This is a genomic window from Nonomuraea sp. NPDC051191 (assembly GCF_044455665.1).
GTDB lineage: Bacteria > Actinomycetota > Actinomycetes > Streptosporangiales > Streptosporangiaceae > Nonomuraea.
Genome location: NZ_JBITEZ010000033.1, coordinates 1 through 14,972 on the forward strand (window position 1 = coordinate 1; position 14,972 = coordinate 14,972).

Annotated in this window: 15 protein-coding genes; 8 read left to right on the forward strand and 7 right to left on the reverse strand. The window is 73.2% G+C overall.

Going from position 1 to position 14,972, the window contains the following annotated elements; genetic code table 11:
- The first annotated feature begins 462 nt into the window (after nucleotides 1–462).
- Nucleotides 463–1,212, forward strand: coding sequence for a hemerythrin domain-containing protein (locus tag ACIA8R_RS51260; protein WP_397045360.1), 750 nt, complete (start codon nucleotides 463–465; stop codon nucleotides 1,210–1,212).
- Here the strand turns inward: ACIA8R_RS51260 and ACIA8R_RS51265 are convergent.
- Together ACIA8R_RS51265 and ACIA8R_RS51270 are read right to left on the reverse strand one after the other, a co-directional pair.
- Nucleotides 1,196–1,897, reverse strand: a complete 702-nt coding sequence (locus tag ACIA8R_RS51265; protein WP_397045362.1) for an ABC transporter ATP-binding protein — start codon at nucleotides 1,895–1,897, stop codon at nucleotides 1,196–1,198. The two genes, ACIA8R_RS51260 and ACIA8R_RS51265, sit on opposite strands and share 17 nt — an antisense overlap.
- Complete coding sequence (locus tag ACIA8R_RS51270; RefSeq protein WP_357705710.1) at nucleotides 1,894–2,961, reverse strand: FtsX-like permease family protein; 1,068 nt, start codon at nucleotides 2,959–2,961, stop codon at nucleotides 1,894–1,896. The genes ACIA8R_RS51265 and ACIA8R_RS51270 overlap by 4 nt, the downstream gene beginning before the upstream one ends.
- Before the next feature lie 148 nt (nucleotides 2,962–3,109).
- On the opposite strand from ACIA8R_RS51270, the gene ACIA8R_RS51275 reads away from it, so the two are divergent.
- Both ACIA8R_RS51275 and ACIA8R_RS51280 read left to right on the forward strand, forming a co-directional pair.
- On the forward strand, nucleotides 3,110–4,294 hold the full coding sequence (locus ACIA8R_RS51275; protein ID WP_397045364.1) for a sensor histidine kinase: 1,185 nt from the start codon (nucleotides 3,110–3,112) through the stop codon (nucleotides 4,292–4,294).
- Nucleotides 4,291–4,914, forward strand: coding sequence for a response regulator (locus ACIA8R_RS51280; RefSeq protein WP_397045366.1), 624 nt, complete (start codon nucleotides 4,291–4,293; stop codon nucleotides 4,912–4,914). The genes ACIA8R_RS51275 and ACIA8R_RS51280 overlap by 4 nt, the downstream gene beginning before the upstream one ends.
- A 23-nt stretch (nucleotides 4,915–4,937) precedes the next feature.
- Here ACIA8R_RS51280 and ACIA8R_RS51285 read toward each other — a convergent pair whose 3' ends face one another.
- Together ACIA8R_RS51285 and ACIA8R_RS51290 are read right to left on the reverse strand one after the other, a co-directional pair.
- Entirely contained in the window at nucleotides 4,938–5,435 is a 498-nt protein-coding gene (locus ACIA8R_RS51285; protein ID WP_364100072.1) for a DUF1269 domain-containing protein, read from the reverse strand.
- Between the two features lie 26 nt (nucleotides 5,436–5,461).
- Nucleotides 5,462–7,276 (reverse strand): alkyl sulfatase dimerization domain-containing protein, encoded by a 1,815-nt coding sequence (locus ACIA8R_RS51290; RefSeq protein ID WP_364100075.1) that lies wholly within the window; start codon nucleotides 7,274–7,276, stop codon nucleotides 5,462–5,464.
- Between the two features lie 141 nt (nucleotides 7,277–7,417).
- On the opposite strand from ACIA8R_RS51290, the gene ACIA8R_RS51295 reads away from it, so the two are divergent.
- Entirely contained in the window at nucleotides 7,418–7,915 is a 498-nt protein-coding gene (locus ACIA8R_RS51295; protein ID WP_397045369.1) for a potassium channel family protein, read from the forward strand.
- On the opposite strand, the gene ACIA8R_RS51300 is transcribed toward ACIA8R_RS51295, so the two are convergent.
- Entirely contained in the window at nucleotides 7,910–8,086 is a 177-nt protein-coding gene (locus ACIA8R_RS51300) for a hypothetical protein (protein ID WP_357705580.1), read from the reverse strand. The genes ACIA8R_RS51295 and ACIA8R_RS51300 overlap by 6 nt on opposite strands.
- A 33-nt stretch (nucleotides 8,087–8,119) precedes the next feature.
- A complete protein-coding gene (locus tag ACIA8R_RS51305; protein WP_397045371.1) occupies nucleotides 8,120–10,261 on the reverse strand; it encodes an NACHT domain-containing protein in 2,142 nt (713 codons plus the stop codon).
- A 131-nt stretch (nucleotides 10,262–10,392) separates the two neighbouring features.
- On the opposite strand from ACIA8R_RS51305, the gene ACIA8R_RS51310 reads away from it, so the two are divergent.
- Genes ACIA8R_RS51310 through ACIA8R_RS51320 form a run of 3 tightly spaced genes read left to right on the forward strand, consistent with a single transcriptional unit; the run spans nucleotide 10,393 to nucleotide 13,744 of the window.
- Complete coding sequence (locus ACIA8R_RS51310; RefSeq protein ID WP_357705582.1) at nucleotides 10,393–11,169, forward strand: carotenoid biosynthesis protein; 777 nt, start codon at nucleotides 10,393–10,395, stop codon at nucleotides 11,167–11,169.
- Nucleotides 11,151–12,590, forward strand: a complete 1,440-nt coding sequence (locus tag ACIA8R_RS51315) for a phytoene desaturase family protein (RefSeq protein ID WP_364100087.1) — start codon at nucleotides 11,151–11,153, stop codon at nucleotides 12,588–12,590. Before ACIA8R_RS51310 ends, ACIA8R_RS51315 begins: the two co-directional genes overlap by 19 nt.
- Entirely contained in the window at nucleotides 12,587–13,744 is a 1,158-nt protein-coding gene (locus ACIA8R_RS51320) for a glycosyltransferase (RefSeq protein ID WP_397045374.1), read from the forward strand. The genes ACIA8R_RS51315 and ACIA8R_RS51320 overlap by 4 nt, the downstream gene beginning before the upstream one ends.
- Here the strand turns inward: ACIA8R_RS51320 and ACIA8R_RS51325 are convergent.
- Nucleotides 13,695–14,291, reverse strand: coding sequence for a glycerol-3-phosphate acyltransferase (locus tag ACIA8R_RS51325; RefSeq protein ID WP_397045376.1), 597 nt, complete (start codon nucleotides 14,289–14,291; stop codon nucleotides 13,695–13,697). The genes ACIA8R_RS51320 and ACIA8R_RS51325 overlap by 50 nt on opposite strands.
- Between ACIA8R_RS51325 and ACIA8R_RS51330 the strand changes: the two genes are divergently transcribed.
- Nucleotides 14,263–14,970 carry a spheroidene monooxygenase gene (locus ACIA8R_RS51330; RefSeq protein ID WP_397045378.1) on the forward strand — a complete coding sequence of 236 codons (708 nt, stop codon included), beginning with the start codon at nucleotides 14,263–14,265 and terminating at the stop codon, nucleotides 14,968–14,970. The genes ACIA8R_RS51325 and ACIA8R_RS51330 overlap by 29 nt on opposite strands.
- The last annotated feature ends 2 nt before the right edge of the window (nucleotides 14,971–14,972 follow it).

The following is a 14,972-nucleotide window of genomic DNA, read 5'->3' on the forward strand; positions in this document are numbered from 1 at the left end:
GGGTGCTCTCGGCGGCGTCGGCCGGGATCGCCGTCGCCAGTGCTGTGATCAGGCCGAGGGCGCCTAACGCGCCGGTGATCAGTGCCCGGCGGCGCCGGCGGGTGACGGATGGGGACGGGGCGTTGACGCTCATGTCTGAGCCTCCGTATGCGAATCAAGGGATGGAACGGCGGGACGCGCCCCCGGACCATCGATCTGACGGGGAGATCGCCTTGAGGACTCAGTGTGAGAATCGGTCCGAAACTTGTCAAGAATGATATGAAAAGTTTCGGACCGCTACGCCTCCGTGCGGAAGAGGAATGCAGGACCAGGCATGCGGAAAGTTTCGGCCCATTGCCCCGGGATCCGCGTGAACGTTTCATCGCCGTCGTCGTGCAGAGGGAAGGATTACCGGGCCATTCGCGTCGGAACACCGGCGGACGGGCAGCACCTGGGAGGACGGCTGGGGAACGGGAGCGGGCGATGAGGGACGAACAGCGCGAAGGCCGCACGCCACAGAGCGTGCGCCGCCGCGAGCTGCTGACCATGCCCGTCGCCCTGGCCTGCGGCTCGGCGGCGCTGACCGGCTGCGACGCCACGCTCCAGGCCCGCAGCGCCATGACCGCCACCCCCACCCCCGGCCCGGAGCGGGAGGTGCCGGTCACGCCGCCCGAAGACCTCATGCGCGAGCACGGAGTGCTCAAACGCGTCCTGCTGATCTACCGGGAGGGCGTCCGGCGGATCGAGGCCGGCGAGCGGGTGCCGGCGGGCCCCCTGCACGCCGGGGCCGGCATCATCAGCACCTTCATCGAGCAGTACCACGAGCAGCTCGAAGAGCGGTACGTCTTCCCGCCCCTGGTCAAGGCGGGCAAGCTCACCGACGTCGTCCCCGTCCTGATCCTGCAGCACCGGCGCGGACGCGTCCTGACCGGCCGCATCCTGGGCGCCACCGCCCGGCCCACCTCCCAGGTGGCCCGTCGCGGCCTGGCCGCGGACCTGACCGCCTTCGTCCGCATGTACGAGCCCCACGAAGCCCGCGAGGACACCGTGGTCTTCCCGGCCATGCGGGAGGTGATCCCGCCCGAGCAGTTCGCCGACCTGGCGGAGACGTTCGAGGACGAGGAGCACCGCCGTTTCGGCCCGGCCGGGTTCACCGGTGTGGTCGGGCAGGTGGCCGACATCGAGAAGGCGCTCGGCATCTACGACCTGAACCAGTTCACACCCCGCGGCTGACCGCGGCTGACCATGGCCGGGCACCGAGCCTGCCGTCGTCCATGGCCAGGACGGTGTCCACCTTCGCCAGGGTGGCCAGGTCGTGCGTGACCATGACGGTGGCCAGGTCGTTCTTCCTGGTGAGGTCGGCCAGCAGGGAGACGATCCGCTCGCCCCGGTCGTGGTCGAGCGCGCTGGTCGGCTCGTCCACCAGCAGGACCTCGGGGGAGTTCATCAACGCGCGGGCGATGTTGACGCGCTGGCGCTCGCCGCCGGACAGCTGGTGCGGGCGCTTGTGCTCCTTGCCGCCCAGGTCGACGGCGAGCAACAGCTCCCGTGCCCGCGGGCCCGCGTCGCGGGGGGACTCGCCGGCCAGGTGTGCCATCACCAGGAGCTGGTCGAGCGCGGTCAGCGAGGGCAGCAGGTTGGCCTGCTGGAACACGATGCCGACGTGGTCGCGGCGGACCCTGGTGCGGACCGCCTGCCCGGCGCTGGAGACGTCCTGCCCGGCGATGATCACGCTGCCCGCCGCGGGCGTGATCAGCGTGGCGGCGACGGCGAGCAGGCTGGACTTGCCCGAGCCGGACGGGCCGACCACCGCGGTGAACTCGCCCGGCGCGACGGCCAGGCTGACGTGGTCGAGCGCGGTCAGCGTACGGTCGCCGTCGGGGTAGGTGAGGACGACGTCGGTGAGCTGGAGGGTCATCGGGAGGCTCCCAGGGCGGTCAGCGGGTCGACAGAGGTGATCTTGCGGATGGCCAGCGCGGCTCCGGCCGCCCCGAGGACGATCATCACGGCCACCGGCGCCACGGTGGTCGTCACCGACAGCACGAACGGGACGGTCCCCTCGGCCAGCGCCCCGAGACCCGCCCCGAGCAGCCCCCCGACGCCCGCGCCGACCAGCAGCACGATGACCGCCTGGGCCAGCGCGTCCCGCAGGAGGTAGCCGGAGCTCGCGCCCAGCGCCTTGAGCACGGCGACGTCGCCGCGCCGCTGGATCGTCCAGACGGTGAAGAAGGCCCCGATGACCAGGGCGGAGATCGCGAACAGGAAGCCGCGCATCAGCTGGAGCGACCCGTTCTCGGAGGAGAACGAGCCGATCGCGGCGGGGGCCTCGGACAGCGGGACCGTCGTGGTGCCGATCCGGGCGTCGGCCGCCTCCAGCCCGGCAGTGCCGCTGGAGGGCAGCGCCAGGACGGTCGCCACGCTGTCGGCGCCGCCCTGGCGGCCCATCTGCTCCCAGTCGCCGATGCCGAGCCAGACGACGGGCGTGTGGCTGTAGGACGCCTGGCCGCCGACGCCGGAGACGGTGAAGTCCTTGCCCGCGATCCGGACCGTGTCGCCGGTCTTCACCCCGGTGTCGGCGGCGAGCGCGGCGGACAGGACGATCCTCCCCGTGTCCACCGGCCGCCCCTGGGCCAGGGCGCCGCCCGGCTGGACGCCGAAGAGCGCCACCCCCGCGCTCCGATCGTCGCCGTAGCCGAGTCTCGACATGGAGACGCCGAGCCTCTCGACGGAGTCGCCGGCCACCCGCCGCCACTCCTGCCAGGTCTGGTCGGTGACGCGGCTGTCGGCGAAGGCGGGCTTCCCGCCCCCGGCGAAGACGAGGTGCCCGGCGGGCAGGCTCTCCACGGCCGAGATGTTCTCCCGCGCCAGCCCGGCGGTCAGGCCGGACAACATGGTCACCAGGAGCGTGATGAGGAAGACGACGGCGCCCATGAGGGCGAACCGTCCCTTTGCGAAGCGCAGGTCTCTGAGCGCCACGAACACGGCGCGTCCCCCGTTGCGGTTGAAGGTCACATTGGCGTTCCCCAGCGTGCGGGCGTCCGGTTCCCGCCCGCATCGTGCATGCGGTCCGCCCGGAATACTTCTTTTGGACGATTTGGGGCGCGGGGCTGTCGCATACGCTTGGTGAGAGATGTCTGACTATCCGTTCCCGCCCGCCCTCCGGCTGCTCCGCTGGACCGTGCACGGCACGTTCGCGATCCTCCTGGTGGTCGCGCTGGCCGGCGTCGCCGGGAAGGGGCGGTTCGCGCTGGTGCTGGGCGGAGCGCTCCTCGGGGTCCTCTACCTGGCCGGTCTCGTGATCGAAGAGCGGCTGCCGCACTTCGGCGGCCCGACGCACCTGCGGCTGGGCCGGATCTGGCTGGTGCTGACCACGGCCGGATGGGCGGGGCTCGCGCTGGCCGCACCGCAGTTCGTCTGGCTGGCCTTCCCGCTCTTCTTCGCCTACCTGCACCTCCTGCCGCTGGCGGTCGCGGTGCCGGGCGTGGTGGCGCTGACCCTGGCGGCCGTCCTGGCCGCCGCCTGGCACGAGGGTCGGCTGACCGCCGCCCTGGTCATCGGCCCGACGATCGGCGCGGCGGTGGCCACCCTGATGGCCATGGTCTACAAGGCGCTGCACGCCGAGAGCGAGGAGCGCCGCCTGCTGATCGACGACCTGGTCCGCACGCGGGGGAAGCTGCTCCAGGCGGAGGGCGACGCCGTACGGCTGGCCGAGCGGGAACGCCTGGCCAGGGAGATCCACGACACGCTGGCCCAGGGCATGTCCAGCATCATCCTGCTCCTGCGCGCGGCCCGGCGGGACCTGGCGGAAGACCTCCCGGCCGCCGAGCGCCGCATCGCCGAAGCGGCGGACGCGGCCAAGGAGAACCTGGAGGAGGCCAGGAACTTCGTCCGCGGCCTGGCTCCTCCGGCGCTGCAACACGCGTCGCTGGCCGCGGCGCTGCGCAGGGCCGGCGACTCGGCCGTGGCAGGCACGCCCATCCGGGCGCGCTTCGAGATCTCCGGCACCCCGGCGCCGCTGCCCGCCGACTACGACGCCACGCTGCTGCGCATCGCCCAGGGCGCCCTGGGCAACGTCAGCCGCCACTCCGGAGCCGGTCACGCAGGGGTGACCCTCACGTACCTGGACGACGTGGTCGTGCTGGACGTGTACGACGACGGCCGCGGGTTCGACCCCGTACGTACGGCCGGGTTCGGCCTGCGCGCGATGCGCGAACGGGTGAGCGCCCTGGGCGGCAGCCTCACCGTGGAGTCGGCCCCCGGCGAGGGCACGGCCGTCGTGGCGACCCTGCCGCTGCCGCCCCTGGAGGGGCCGTGATCCGGATCATCCTGGTGGACGACCATCCCGTCGTCCGCTCCGGCCTGCGTGCCATGCTGGCCGGGCAGCCCGATTTCGACCTGGTCGGCGAGGCCGCCACGGGCGAGGAGGGCGTGGAGCTGGCCGCCAGGCTCGCCCCCGACGTCGTGCTGATGGACCTCCAGCTCGGGGCGGGCATGCACGGCAGCGAGGCGACCCGCCGGATCGTGGCCCTGGACGGCCCCCGGGTCCTGGTGCTCACGACGTTCGACACCGACGCCGACATCGTGGCCGCCATCGAGTCGGGCGCAACCGGCTACCTGCTGAAGGACGCCCCGTCGGAGGACCTGCACGCCGCCGTCCGGTCGGCCGCCACGGGGGCCGGCGCGCTGGCGCCGAGCGTGGCCGCGCGCCTGCTGGGCCGGGTCCGCGCTCCCGACGCCACGCTCAGCCCGCGCGAGCTGGAGGTCCTCGGGCACGTCGCCGCCGGCCTGTCGAACCGGCAGATCAGCAAGGTGATGTTCCTCAGCGAGACCACGGTCAAGACCCATCTGGCGCACATCTACACCAAGCTGGACGTGGACTCCCGCACGGCGGCCGTCGCCGCGGCCTCGAAGAGGGGCCTCATCCGTTCCCCGTGAGCCGGAACCGATGAGGCCGTGGGTCACACGCCGGCCCTGGCGGCCTCGGCGGTGGCGCGCAGCTGCTCCTCCTGCTCGTGGCTGAGCGAGGTCTGCAGGATGTCGCCGCCGTACTGGGCGATCTCCGGGATCACCTTGTCGGGGGTGCTCTGGACGACCAGGAGGAACAGGGCGGCGGTGCCGGGTTCGAGCTTGGCGCCCAGCTCGCGCATGAAGTCGTCGTTCACCCCGGTGTCGGTGAGCGCGCCGCCGACCGCTCCTCCCGCCGCGCCGAGCGCCATGCCGAGCAGGGGCATGAGGAACAGCAGGCCGATGAGGCCGCCCCACAGGGCGCCGCCGGCCGCGCCCATGCCCGCCAGGCTGGTGGCCTGGTGCAGCTTGATCTTGCCGTCCTCCCTGCGCTCGACGACGGCGGCGTCCGCCAGCTTGATCAGGTTCTCCTTCTGCATCTGCCCGAGGCGGTCGCGTACGGACATGGCGGTCTGGACGTCGGGGTAGGCGATGGCGATCAGGTTGCTCATGGCGGTTTCTCCTGCGGTTCGCGGTTTCAGGGCGTGACGATGGCGAAGTCGGGCTTGGGCTGGTCCAGCACGGAGGTCAGGCGGCGCAGGACGGCCAGGTCGCCGTCATGGTCGATCCCGCCCCCCTCCGTCCCGGCGTCGCCGTCACCGGCGAGCAGGCCGAGCAGGCGCTGTCGGCTCAGCCGCAGCGTCAGGTCGGCCCCGTTGCCCGAGGGCGACTTCTGGTGGACGAGGACGCCGTTGGACATCGTGGTCCGGTGGCGTTCGTCCAGGTCGGTGAGGTGCCAGTCGATGGCGAAGCGCTCGTTCCAGGCGGCGGGGCCGTTCACCCGGATGGCCAGGGAATCGAAGAGCTGCTCGCTGGACAGCGCGCCGAGCATGTCGGGTGAGGTGGTGTTGGTGGGAGCCGGCGAGGGGCCGTCCTTCAGCTCGCCCGCGCCGGTGAGGTAGAAGTTGCGCCAGGTCGCGTTCTCGGCGCCCTGGCCGAGGCGGGTGTAGACGCGGGCCAGCAGCCTGCGGGCCGAGGCGTCGTTCTCGTCGGCGTACACGGCGTGGTTGAGCAGCGTCGCGGCGAAGCGCAGGTCGCCTTCGTTGACGTAGCGGTCGGCCAGGCTCACCACGGCCGAGGTGCCGCCGAACGCCTCGACGTAGCGGCGGGCCTGCTCGACGGGCGGGTGTTCCCACAGGTGGGCGGGGTTGCCGTCGAACCAGCCCAGGTAGCGCTGGTAGATGGCCTTGACGTTGTGGCTGACCGAGCCGTAGTAGCCGTGGGTGTGCCAGACCTGCTCCAGAGCCGGCGGCACCTGCACGACCTCGGCGATCTCGGCGCCGGTCAGGCCCTGGTTGAGCAGGCGGAGCGTCTGGTCGTGCAGGTAGGCGTACAGGTCGCGCTGCTGGGACAGGAAGGTGACGATGTCGTCCCTGCCCCAGGTGGGCCAGTGGTGGGAGGCGAAGGCGACGTCGGCCCGGTCGGCGAAGAGCTCGACGGCTTCGGTCAGGTAGCGGGCCCAGACGCGGGCGTCACGGACCACCGCGCCGCGCAGCGTGAGGATGTTGTGCAGGTTGTGGGTGGCGTTCTCGGCCAGGCAGAGGGCGCGGCGGTCGGGGAACAGGAAGTTCATCTCGGCGGGGGCCTCGGTGCCCGGGGTGAGCTGGAAGACGATGCGCACGCCGTCGACCGTCTCCTCCTGGCCGGTGCGGGTGACGTCCACGTTCGGCGGGATGAGGGAGACGGTGCCCTGCGAGGTGCCCATGCCCAGCCCGCAGCCGAGCTGGCCCTCCGGGGTCCGGGGGAGGAGCTGGCCGTACATGTAGAGGGCGCGGCGGTTCATGGCGGTGCCGGCGTAGACGTTCTCGGCGACGGCGTGTTCCATGAAGTGGGCCGGGGCCAGGATCGGCACGTCGCCGTCGGTGACGCCGCGTACGCCGCCGAAGTGGTCGACGTGACTGTGGGTGTAGACGACCCCGGTGACCGGGCGGTCGCCCCGGTGGTCGCGGTAGAGCGCGAGCGCGGCGGCGGCGCACTCGGCCGAGACCAGCGGGTCGATGACGACGACGCCGGTGTCGCCCTCCACGAGGGTCATGTTGGACAGGTCGAGGCCGCGCACCTGGTAGATGCCGTCGGTGACCTCGTACAGGCCCTGCTTGGCGCACAGTTGCGCCTGCCGCCACAGGCTCGGATGAGCGGTCTCCGGGCAGTCGCCGGCCAGGAAGTCGTACGCGTCGTTGTCCCAGACGACCTCGCCGTTCCTCGACTTGACCACGCCGGGGGTCAGCTTGGCGATGAAGCCGCGATCGGCGTGGTCGAAGTCCGTCCGATCCTGGAAGGGAAGGTCTGCCATGAGACCGTCCTGCCCTCGGCCGTCTTCGATGAGGGCAACGAGGACCCCAAGAAAGAGCATGCCCGGACGCGGCGTTCACCCTTGGCCGATTGCATACCCTCGCCCGCGTTGCACTCCGCCCGGCCGAGGAAGGCTGATCACATGTGTGCTTCTCGGGCCGGGCTGCTGGCATGGGCGCGCAGCGCGGTCGCGGCCGCGGTGATCACCGGCGTCTACTTCGCCGCGCCGCTGCCGACGGGAAGATCGCAGGGCGCGTCGCCCGAGCTGCGCGCCCTGGCCTGCCTGGCCGGGGTGATGATCCTGGCCTGGCTGCTGGTGCGGCAGGTGGAACGCGCGCTGCGGCCCGGACGGTTCCTGGCCGAGCAACTGGCGATGCTGCTGACCGTCGTCGTCGTGGTGGTGGTCTTCTTCGCGGCGCTGTACTACCTGATGGCCGACCAGTTCCACGGGCTGCGCACGCGGGTGGACGCCCTGTACTTCTCGGTGATCACCCTGGGCACGGTCGGGTACGGCGACGTCGTCCCCTTGGGGCAGGGGGCGAAGGCGGTGGTGATCGTGCAGGTGATCTTCGACCTGGTCGTCGTGACGTCCGCGCTCGCGGTCATCGTCGGCGTGTGGCGCTCGCGTCCCTGGTCATGAGGCTTCCCATTCCTGGCAGGGGATCAGCGGGTGGTGGCGGTAGATGGTGCCGATGATCCGCTTGTCCGCCTGGATGTAGACCTCCTGGGAGGCCGGGCCGCAGGCGCACTCCGGGGACTCCTCGTGCCCCACGCTGTCGTCAATGGGACGTATATGCACAGTCTTTTGCATGGCGTCTTCTCCGGGGGAGAGGGAAGGCTTGGGTCATCTTATCCCTGTATGTGCATTTATTTGGTCGTTTGTCGCATTTTTTGGTGGTAAAGGATGCTCGGCCAGGTAGTCCTGGAGCTCGCGGTGACGGAACTGGTAGGCGACGCCGGAGATCCGCAGCAGCCCCGCGTCGTAGCACCGGTGCAGGAACCGTCCCAGCCGCCATGGCAGCCGCCCGCGCGTGGACAGCAGGAATCCCAGGTAGCGGCGCGCCAGCAGCGGCGACCAGGACGCCACCAGGGACATGCCGAACACCGCGCTCCCGGTGGCCGCCGTGGCGACCGACAGCCCGTCCAGCAGCTCCGCGAACCAGATCCCGAGGATGAACCCGAATCCGGGACCGAAGGTGAGCGCCGCCACCAGCGTCGAGACGACGTCGCCGCGGATGATCGCCCTGGGGTCGGCGCCGTCCCAGGAACCGCCGTCCCCGTTCTGACCGCCCCGCCCGGTCGCCATGCCGATCCCGAACAGGAGGCCGAAGACGACCGGCACCCACAGCGGAAGGGCGGTGCCGAACTCCATGACCACCGCCGCCCCCGCCAGGCAGCCGCCCAGGGCGGCGAGCACGCCGTCCACCACGGCCTTCCTGCGGTCACGTACGCGGCGGAGCCGGCGGAAACCGGCCTCGTCCGCCGTGGACCACACCTCCCGCCAGGCCCTGAACGGTTCCAGCAGCAGGCCCACCGCCACCACGCCGGGCAGCAGGAGAAGCATGAGAGCACCCACCGCCGCGCCCGTCAGTCGGCCGTCCACGATGTGCACCTGCGAGACCGCCAGGACGGCCAGGGCGACGACGACGCCGACCCCGGGGAGGCAGGTCGCCAGGGCCACCAGCGCGCCGACGACCCGAGGACGATCACCCGCCAGCGGCCACAACTGGTGCAGCACCAGGTCGGTGCCGGACAGTACGCGTCCGTGGAACGGCGGCCGGCCCACGTTCCCGCGCAGATAACCGGCCAGGACGGCCAGCCAGGCATGCGTCCGCTCGGCGGTGGGCCCCTTCCCCGCCGGGGCCGCCGCGGCCAGGCGGGCGGGGATGAACAGGCCGAGAAGGTGCTCCCGCACGGACGACTGGTCGGCGAACTCCGTGAGCACCTCGGGGGAGCGCACGTAGCGGCCGGTGAGCGGGTCGCGTTCCTCGTAGACGCTGACCGCCAGGGTCAGCCGCCACGGCGTGCCGAGCGCGTCGGCCAGGACGTGGCCGTCGCGGGTCAGCGCGTCCAGCACCGGCCGCCAGCGGTCCGGGTCCTCCTGGTCGGTGACGGCCTGGATGAAACGCCATGCCTTGTCGCTGGTCACCGTCCCCACGTCGACCCGGACGACGCCGCGGGGGACGGCCCGGTCGGCGACCAGGGCGTCGTACTGGCCGGTACGGCAGGTCACGATCAGGCTGCAACGGTCCGGCCCGTGCTCGTAGTCCTCCAGCGCGCGCAGCACCCGGGCGGCCCGCGACCCGTAGCCCGGCTCGTCGGTCTCGTCCACCTCGTCCAGCCCGTCGACGACGGGCAGGATCTTCTCCGCCGCCACGAGCGTGCGCGCCATCACCGGCTTCAGACCGTACGTCGCCGTCAGGTGCCGGGCGAGCATGGTTCTCACCGGCACGTCCGGGTCGATGCTCGTCGCGGAGATCCGCACCGGGACGCGGTCGTCGGGCTGCCTGCCGGCGAGCAGCTTGAGGACCAACTCGATCGCGAGGACGGTCTTGCCCGACCCCGCCACTCCGGCGATCACGAACCGTCGCGGCTCCCGCAGGCCGCGGAAGTAGTCGGCCACCTGCGTCAGGGTGCCGGACGGCGGGGCGGAGAGGGAACCGCCGGTGGGGCGGAAGAAGAAGTCGACGTCGATGACGACGTCGCTGCCCTTGCCGCCCAGCAGCTGGGCCCGCTGGGCCCGCTCCTCGGTCAGCACCCGCCGGGCCAGCAGGATCCCGGCCGCCTGTACGTCGGTGTCGGCCACGCGCTGCGCCTGCCACCAGGAGATCACGGCGAGGACGGTCCCGACGAGCGCGAACCCTCCGCCGACCGGGTCGACGTCGCCGGGATACCGCGTCCACAACCGCAGCGCGGCGGCGGTCAGCATGACCATCCCGATCGCCACGCCCGCCCGGAACCACCATGCCTTCGTACGCCGCGTCACGGTCCCAGCATGTCAAGCGCGCCCCTGACGTGTGCGGGGAAAGGCGCAAAGAACCCGCTTCGTCCCGTACCGGCTCGCGATCCGGCTCGGGACGTGCAACCCCTGACGCGGCACCTGCGAAACACAGGTATGTGGAACGCACACCAGGCCGGCAGGTGACGGGTGCGGCCCTGAGGCCGGCCCGCGCGCTCGGCGTGCTGTCGGCGCTGGCCATGGTCGGCTGCCAGGTGGCGTCAGGGCTGGATTCGCAGCCCGGACGGCTCACCGCGGTGATCGTCGCCCTGCTGGCGACGTGCGCCGTGGCCTTCGCCGCGGACGCCTGGGGGGCGGCCAGGGCGGCGGCCGCCTTCGCCGGAGCGGCGCTGACCGGGTACGCGGCCGAACTGGCCGGGCTGCTGACCGGGTTCCCGTTCGGCTCCTACAGCTACAGCGAGGCGCTGCGGCCGCAGGTGGCCGGTGTCCCCGTGCCGGTGGTGCTGGCGTGGGGCGGCATGGGGCTGGCGGCCTACGCGGTGGCGGTCGCGGTCGTGCCGTCCGGCGGGCCGGCCCGGGTGTGCGCGGGCGCGGGCGCGCTGACGGCGTGGGACCTGTTCCTCGACCCCCAGATGGTCCGGCTCGGGTTGTGGACGTGGGCGCGGGAGGGCTTCTACCGCGGCGTGCCGCTGAGCAACTTCGCGGGGTGGCTGCTGGTGTCGGCGCTGGTCATGGTGGTCGTCGGGCGGATCGCCCGCGCCACCGGGCCGGCGCGCGGGCTGCTGGCGCTCTACACGGTCATGGCGGTGATGGAGACGGTGGGCTTCGCGGCGGTGTTCGAGCCGCCCGACCTCCTGGTCGCCGCCGCCGGAGGGATCACGATGGGCGCGTTCGCCGCGCCGGCCTGGAGGCGGTCATGGCCGAAGTCACGGTGATCGGCGGCGGGGTGGGCGGCATGGCGTGCGCGCTGCTGCTGGCCCGCCAGGGGCACGAGGTGCGGCTGTACGAGCAGTCGCCGCGATTGGGCGGCAAGCTGGCCGAACATCGGCGTGACGGCTTCACCTTCTCCCTCGGCCCGTCGCTGCTCACCATGCCGCGCGTGCTGCGCGACCTGGGGCTCGACCGCGAACTGATCGAGCCGGCGCTGCTGTGCCGCTACCGCTTCGCCGACGGCACGGTCCTGGACGCCCACCGCGATCCGCGGCGGATGGCCGCCGAGGTGGAACGGCTGGCGCCGGGGGAGGGACGGGCCTGGTCGGCCTTTCACGACTGGGCCCAGGGCTGTCTGCGGGCGGCCGAGCGGACCGTGTTCGCCGGGCCGCCGATCCGGCGGCAGGGCAGGCCGCGCCTGTCGGACCTGACGGCGGTGGCCCCCACGCGCACGCTGGCCGGGCTGGCGCGGCGCCACTTCCGCGACCCCCGGCTTCGTCAGTACGTCGGCCGCTACGCCACGTACGCGGGATCGAGCCCGTACCGTGCGCCGGCCGCGCTGGGGTGCGTCCCGGCGCTGGAACACGGGCAGGGCGTCTGGTACGCGCCCGGTGGGCTGGCCCGGCTGGCCGACGACCTGGCGCTGCTGCTGAAGGCCGCGGGAGTGGAGATCTTCCTGTCCGAGCCCGTCACCGCCGTCGAGGCCGACGACTCCAAGGTCACCGGCGTGCGGCTGGCGGGCGGGCGCCGGGTGCGGGCCGACATCGTGGTGGCCAACACCGACGCCGCCGCCCTGTACGGGCGCCTGTCCCCCGACCGGCGGCGGCTGCGCCGGATCGCCCGGCTCGGGACCTCGTCCTCGGCGTTCCTGCTGCTGGCCGGGGTGGAGGGGCGCACGCCGGGGCTGCCGCATCACTCGGTGCTATTCTCGGCCGACTACGAGCGGGAGTTCGCCGACATCTTCGACCGGCGGCGTCCGCCCCTCGACCCGACGGTCTACGTCGGCTGCTCGGCGGTGGACGACGCCTCCCAGGCCCCGCACGGGGCGGAGAACTGGACGATGCTGGTCAACGTGCCCGCTCGTGATCCGGCGCGATGGGGGATCGGGGTCGAGGCGTACCGGGACCTGGTGCTGGAACGGCTGGCCGGGCGCGGCTTCGACCTGGCCGGACGGCTGCGCTTCGTCGACGTCCTCACCCCCGCCGACCTGCGGGATCGTTACGGCGCGTGGGGCGGCGCGATCTACGGCAGCGCCTACCGCGGCAGGCTGGCATCCTTCGCCCGGCCGGGCAACCGGGGGCCGAGGCGCGGGCTGTACCTGGTGGGCGGCTCGGCCCACCCGGGCGGAGGACTGCCGATGGTGGCGCTGGGCGCCCGCATCGTGGCCGACCTGGTGGCCCAGGACCTCACGGACGGCCCCCGATGAGGCCGGTCCGGGTCGCGGTCACCGTCGCGCAGGTCGCGGCGGCGGCCGTCGTGGTGGCGCGGCTCGCGCGGGGACGGCGGCGGCTGCCCGCGCTCCTGCCGCGTCCGGCCGCCGGCGAGCCGGTGTCCGTGGTGATCCCGGCGCGGAACGAGGAGGCCAGGATCGGGCCGTGCCTGCGCGCCGCGCTCGCCGCCCCCGCCGTCCGCGAGGTGATCGTCGTCGACGACGGCTCCGGGGACGGCACGGCGAGGCTGGCGGCGTCCCTGGGCGCCGTGGTCGTCACCGCCGATCCGCTGCCGCCCGGCTGGGTGGGCAAACAGTGGGCGCTGCGCCGGGGGGTGGCCGCCGCCCGGTCCGACGTGGTGGTCACGCTGGACGCCGACGTCCGGCCCGAGCCCGGCCTGTTCGGGGCGCTGGCCGCCACCCTGGACCGGTACGACCTGGTCAGCGCCGGCCCCCGCTTCGTCTGCGACGGCCCGCTGGAGCAGGCCCTGCACGCCTCGATGCTGGCGACCCTCGTCTACCGCTTCGGCCCGGTCGGCCCGCCGAGCCCCCCGCCGCCGCACCGGGCCCTCGCCAACGGCCAGTGCATGGCCTTCCGCCGGGCCCGGATGACCGAGACGGACGGCTTCGCACTCGTACGCGACCGGATGACCGACGACGTGGCGCTGGCCCGATGCCTGGCCGGACGGGGCTGGTCGGTCGGCTTCCTGGACGCCGGCGGCCTGCTGGAGGTCGACATGCACGACTCGGCGGGCGAGCTGTGGCGCGAGTGGGGACGTTCGCTGCCGCTGGCCGACGTGACCGGCCCCGGATGGCAGGCAGCCGACCTGGCGGTCGTCTGGCTGACGGCGGCGCTGCCCGTGCTGCGGCTGGCCGCGGGCCGCCCGACCGGCCTGGACCTGGCGCTGCTGGGCCTGCGGGTGTCGCTGACGGCCGCGCTGCGGGGCAGCTACCGGCGGCCGGGCGCGGGGCTGCTGCTGTCGCCGCTGCTGGACCCGGCGGCCGCGTTCCGGCTGACGCAGGCCACCGTACGGCCGGTGCGCAGGTGGCGCGGCCGCACGTACGGCCAGGTCACCGGCGGCGGCCGCACGTACGGTGAGGTCAGCGGCGGCGGCCGGCCAGCGCGGCCTGCCCGAAGCGGAGCCCGATGAGGCACATCAGCGCACCGGTGGCCGCCACCAGCTCGGCGGGCATGAACAGCAGCTGCAGCAGCGGCACCCCGAACACCGCCAGCCGCGCGCCCACCGCGAACGACCGCGTCACCAGCGCCGCAACGGTCAGCGCCGCCACGGCCAGCGCGAACGCCGGCGGGCAGATGACCGCGACCCCGCCCGCGAAGGTCAGCACGCAACGCCCGCCCCGGAACGCGGCGAACAACGGCCACGCGTGCCCCGCCATGGACGCCGCCACGGCCAGGTACACCGGCGCCACGCTCGCCCCGGTGACCACGCCGAAGGCGCCGGTGTGGCCGCCGCTGACCAGGAGCCCCGCCAACGCGGCCAGAGCGCCTTTCAGCGTGTCGCCCGCGAAGACCGGCACGCCCGCCCGCCGCCCGAGCTGCTCCTTGACGTTCCAGTACCCCGGGTTGCGGTCGCCGACGTGGCGCGGATCGACGCCGTGCGCCCGCCCCGCCAGGACCGCGACCGGCACCGAGCCCAGCAGGTAGCCGATGACGACCGCCACGAGCACCTCAGCCATCGCGTCGTTCCACCTCGTCCGGTACGGCGGCAGGGGGGCGATGAAGCACATGGCCTTCGACCGGCCGCTGCTGCGTCGCGCCGGGGGCCTGCGGTTCTGGAAACTGCTCGGCACCGGCAGCGGCCGCTCGATGTCGCTGGGGGCCGATCTGCGACGCTGGGCGCTGTTCGCCGTCTGGCGCGGGGAGGACGACCTGGAGGAGTTCCTGCGCAGCTCGCCGATCGCCGATCGCTGGCGGGCGGAGGCGTCGGAGTACTGGCAGACCCGGCTGGCGCCGCTGGCCTCGCGCGGCGCCTGGGCCGGTCGCGACCCGTTCGGCGGCCTCACGGCCCGCGACGACGGCGGACCCGGTCCGGTGGCGGTGCTGACCAGGGCGTCGATCCGGCCCGGCCGCCTGGTCGCCTTCTACCGGTCGGTCCCGCCGGTCGAGGAGCTGCTGCGGCGGCAGGACGGCTGCCTGGCCTCCGTCGGCATGGGGGAGTGGCCGCTCGCCCGGCAGGCCACCTTCTCGCTGTGGCGCGACCGGCGGGCCGTACGGGCCTTCGCCTACCAGGGGCAGGCCCACCGGCAGGTCATCGAGCGGGTACGGGCACACGACTGGTACGCCGAAGAGCTGTTCGCCCGCTTCGTCCCCTACGCCGGCGAGGGCAGCTGGGACGGGCGCGACCCGCTGGGCTGACC

Bases quoted from the DNA above. Each gene is read 5' to 3' on its own strand.
- ACIA8R_RS51290 (WP_364100075.1), bottom strand. From the start codon at position 7,276: ATGGCAGACCTTCCCTTCCAGGATCGGACGGACTTCGACCACGCCGAT.
- ACIA8R_RS51260 (WP_397045360.1), top strand. From the start codon at position 463: ATGAGGGACGAACAGCGCGAAGGCCGCACGCCACAGAGCGTGCGCCGC.
- ACIA8R_RS51275 (WP_397045364.1), top strand. From the start codon at position 3,110: ATGTCTGACTATCCGTTCCCGCCCGCCCTCCGGCTGCTCCGCTGGACC.
- ACIA8R_RS51325 (WP_397045376.1), bottom strand. From the start codon at position 14,291: ATGGCTGAGGTGCTCGTGGCGGTCGTCATCGGCTACCTGCTGGGCTCG.
- ACIA8R_RS51285 (WP_364100072.1), bottom strand. From the start codon at position 5,435: ATGAGCAACCTGATCGCCATCGCCTACCCCGACGTCCAGACCGCCATG.
- ACIA8R_RS51330 (WP_397045378.1), top strand. From the start codon at position 14,263: ATGACGACCGCCACGAGCACCTCAGCCATCGCGTCGTTCCACCTCGTC.
- ACIA8R_RS51320 (WP_397045374.1), top strand. From the start codon at position 12,587: ATGAGGCCGGTCCGGGTCGCGGTCACCGTCGCGCAGGTCGCGGCGGCG.
- ACIA8R_RS51265 (WP_397045362.1), bottom strand. From the start codon at position 1,897: ATGACCCTCCAGCTCACCGACGTCGTCCTCACCTACCCCGACGGCGAC.
- ACIA8R_RS51300 (WP_357705580.1), bottom strand. From the start codon at position 8,086: ATGCAAAAGACTGTGCATATACGTCCCATTGACGACAGCGTGGGGCAC.
- ACIA8R_RS51315 (WP_364100087.1), top strand. From the start codon at position 11,151: ATGGCCGAAGTCACGGTGATCGGCGGCGGGGTGGGCGGCATGGCGTGC.
- ACIA8R_RS51295 (WP_397045369.1), top strand. From the start codon at position 7,418: ATGTGTGCTTCTCGGGCCGGGCTGCTGGCATGGGCGCGCAGCGCGGTC.